This window comes from Leptolyngbya sp. FACHB-671, from assembly GCF_014695745.1.
Lineage (GTDB): Bacteria > Cyanobacteriota > Cyanobacteriia > Elainellales > Elainellaceae > JAAUTN01.
Genome location: NZ_JACJOV010000018.1, coordinates 1 through 2,756 on the forward strand (window position 1 = coordinate 1; position 2,756 = coordinate 2,756).

Annotated in this window: 3 protein-coding genes; all 3 read right to left on the reverse strand. The window is 46.4% G+C overall.

The features are described 5' to 3' along the window. Positions 1-594: transposase (locus tag H6F93_RS00750; RefSeq protein WP_190678301.1), on the reverse strand; the 594-nt coding region annotated here is incomplete at its 3' end. Positions 595-733: 139 nt separating this feature from the next. Beyond that, the gene (locus H6F93_RS00755; RefSeq protein WP_199313405.1) at positions 734-2,362 is read right to left on the reverse strand and encodes an iron uptake porin; all 1,629 of its coding nucleotides are present in this window, start codon (positions 2,360-2,362) and stop codon (positions 734-736) included. A gap of 238 nt (positions 2,363-2,600) precedes the next feature. Then, positions 2,601-2,690: a winged helix-turn-helix domain-containing protein gene (locus H6F93_RS34940; RefSeq protein WP_347277231.1), complete on the reverse strand. Its 90-nt coding sequence runs from the start codon at positions 2,688-2,690 to the stop codon at positions 2,601-2,603. Positions 2,691-2,756: the final 66 nt, after the last annotated feature.

Below are 2,756 nucleotides of genomic sequence, written 5' to 3' on the forward strand. Positions count from 1 at the left end.
AATTCGGGCACTGTAACGTTCAATCCATTCCGGTTGACTATGGCTTTGCAACCATTCGGGTGCAACAATGGCTAACGCATTCAAAGCGGCTCGCAGAGTTTCTCCCACACATTCGAGTCGAGTGACGGCGCGAATGGATGCCAGAACATGGGTGGAGTCAGTTCGCTGGCGGGTCCGAGGTTTAAGCCAGCCTTTGTCCTGGCACAAAGCTAAGAATCGTTCAAATATCAAACGTTCTGCCCCGGCTGTTACCAGACGAGTGCGAAACTCACTGAGCACACTATGATGAAATCCCGTATTTGTTAGTTCAAGAGCTAACAAATACTTCCAGTCAATGCGGCTACGTACAGCCTCTGCTGTTTGTCGGTCTGTTAATCCCTCAAGGTACTGCAAAAGGGTTGCTAGAGCTAATCTCACAGGCGAGATGGCAGGTTGCCCGCGATCTGGGTAAAGGATATTGAAGTGTTGATCACTAAAAAATTCGTGCAAGGTCGCTGCCATCGTGACACACAAGTTGCCAGTTGGGAAAATAGCATGAGCAACCTTAGCGGTTTCTGGGGGCACAACGTATTGCCTCTGTGGATGCAGTGACATTAAACAAATTCCCTGATGTTACTGACTTTCAGATAACTTAAGCGATTCTTGGTAAGACGGCTTCATTCGTTAAGCAATGTTTCGCCAGCAGTATCAAAAGCTGGGAAGAGCCCATCTGCATTGTCACTTAACACTCTAATCAGAAACTGAATGTTGTCCGTAATGTTCCAATAAAGGTGTCATCAATTTGTTGGTTGTTGAAAGGATTGACAATATAAATCAAGCTTGGCGTGAAACTAATATTGTCGTTCAAACGGTAAAGATAATAAACCTCAGCTAGAAACGCAGTGTCATCTTCTGCCCCAAATTCGCGCAGATCAGCCGTATAGGTTGGAACCCCAGCCAGGATTCCTAGTTGGTTGCCCTCTCCACCTAAGTCGTTGATTGCCAAAGTCCCTTGGTAGCTCCACAACTCATAGTCGGGGTTATTTCCCAGTCCGCTTACGTCTGTATAGGCGATACCGCCCCCAATCTCAAAAACGTTACCTAACTTGAAATTAACCTGGGTGCCGTAGGTATTAGCGACTGATGCATTGCTCACTGCCGCAATATCATAAAACTCATCAGCACCATAGATATCGGCAAAACCAGAGTCATCATAGGCATTGACATAGGTTAAGGCAATATCCACAAAATCACTCAGGAAGGTAATTTGTCCAATGGCGCTGTAGTCTCCGTTAAACAACCCATTGCCGGCTGTAGGATCTTCAGGTTCGTCCCCCACATAACCACCGGAGATGCCAAGACTGAAATCATCGTTCTCGATAAATCGGAACGTTGCACCAGCACCGGCACCCGTTCCTGCAAAGCCTTGCTCATACTGTCGGGGGTCAGCAAATTCAGAAATAGCGCCAGTGTCCGAGCTTTCACCCAAAGGCGAGATGATGCCCTCAGTCAGGTCATCAATGTCAAGACCGTTAGCCCCAATTAAAACTTCGATTCGCTCTCCAACTGGGAAAGAATAGGTTAAGTCGTCTAGGGTAATGTTGTTGCTGTTATCGCTGCCGGCAGCTTGGAACCCAATCGGGTCTCCCTCAAACTGGGGAATATTACGCGACTGAAGGCGAGTTCTGAGGCGGTCTTCTCCCGTAAAACTGGTGTCTAAGTTCAAGCGAACCCGCTCAGCAAAGATAGCTTGGTCATCAAAGCGGTCGTCTTCGTCGAACACGTTGGACACAAGAAACTGTACTCGACCTTCCAGTTTAGTTGTCGTAGAGAACTGGTTTGCTTCTAGCTCGGCTGTGCGTGCTTCTAAAGCATCTACCCGACCTCGAAGAGTTGCTAGCTCAGCCGCAAATTCTTCTTGGAGCCTTTGTAGCGTTGCCAGATCTTCTCTGGTTACTATATCGCCCAGACCCTCAGCAATTAATTCATTGACTCGATCTAGCGCTGCGTTCAAACCTGCTGCAAATTCATAGCGAGTTAGCGCTCGGTTGCCTCGATAGGTGCCATCGGGATAACCTGCAATTACACCATATCGCTCAACTAAGGACTGAAGTGCTTGAAAAGCCCAATCGGTTGGTTGAACGTCTGAGAGTTGTGAGACAGAGGTAACCTGAGCTATATCGCTGGTTGTTTGTGTATACTGTTCAAGCTGGTTTAAAGTAGCTGCGGAATCTATGGCTGTAGAATCTGTAGATACAGAATCTGTGGTTATAGGTTCTGTGGTAGTTGGTAGATTCTGGGCGATCGCCACTGACTTACTTAGCCATACACTTAACATTATGGGTGTTGTCAGCAACATCATCCACGACACTTTAAAACGCATAGCTATTCCTCACACAGAGTTAGTTCAAGAAGAGTCGATAGCAATCTCTAGAACCTGCAAGTTCCTACCTGCTCCTTTTTCTACGCTCAATGTTAACTCTAAAAACTCGCAGTTAAACTTAGATGATGACGAAGTTAAGACTGATGTAGCAATCCTAAATTAGTTGCGAGATAAGCAAAGCTGTCAGAGGCATATTCCAGTAAAATGTTCCTTTAGCAACTTACTTGCAGCACAGTTTCTATCCAACACCGTATACAGTTTGAATTAAACGCTCCTGGCTGCATTGCTTTAGCTTGACGCGTAGGCGGCAAATGTAAGCCTCAACCACGTTAGAGGGTTCTGTTGCAAAAAATGATGGAGTTTGAGCCTATTGAGAGAAAATTGACGTTCCGTG

What these genes read in the sequence shown, in the direction of transcription:
- H6F93_RS00755 (WP_199313405.1), bottom strand. Translation starts at nt 2,362, where the DNA reads ATGCGTTTTAAAGTGTCGTGGATGATGTTGCTGACAACACCCATAATG.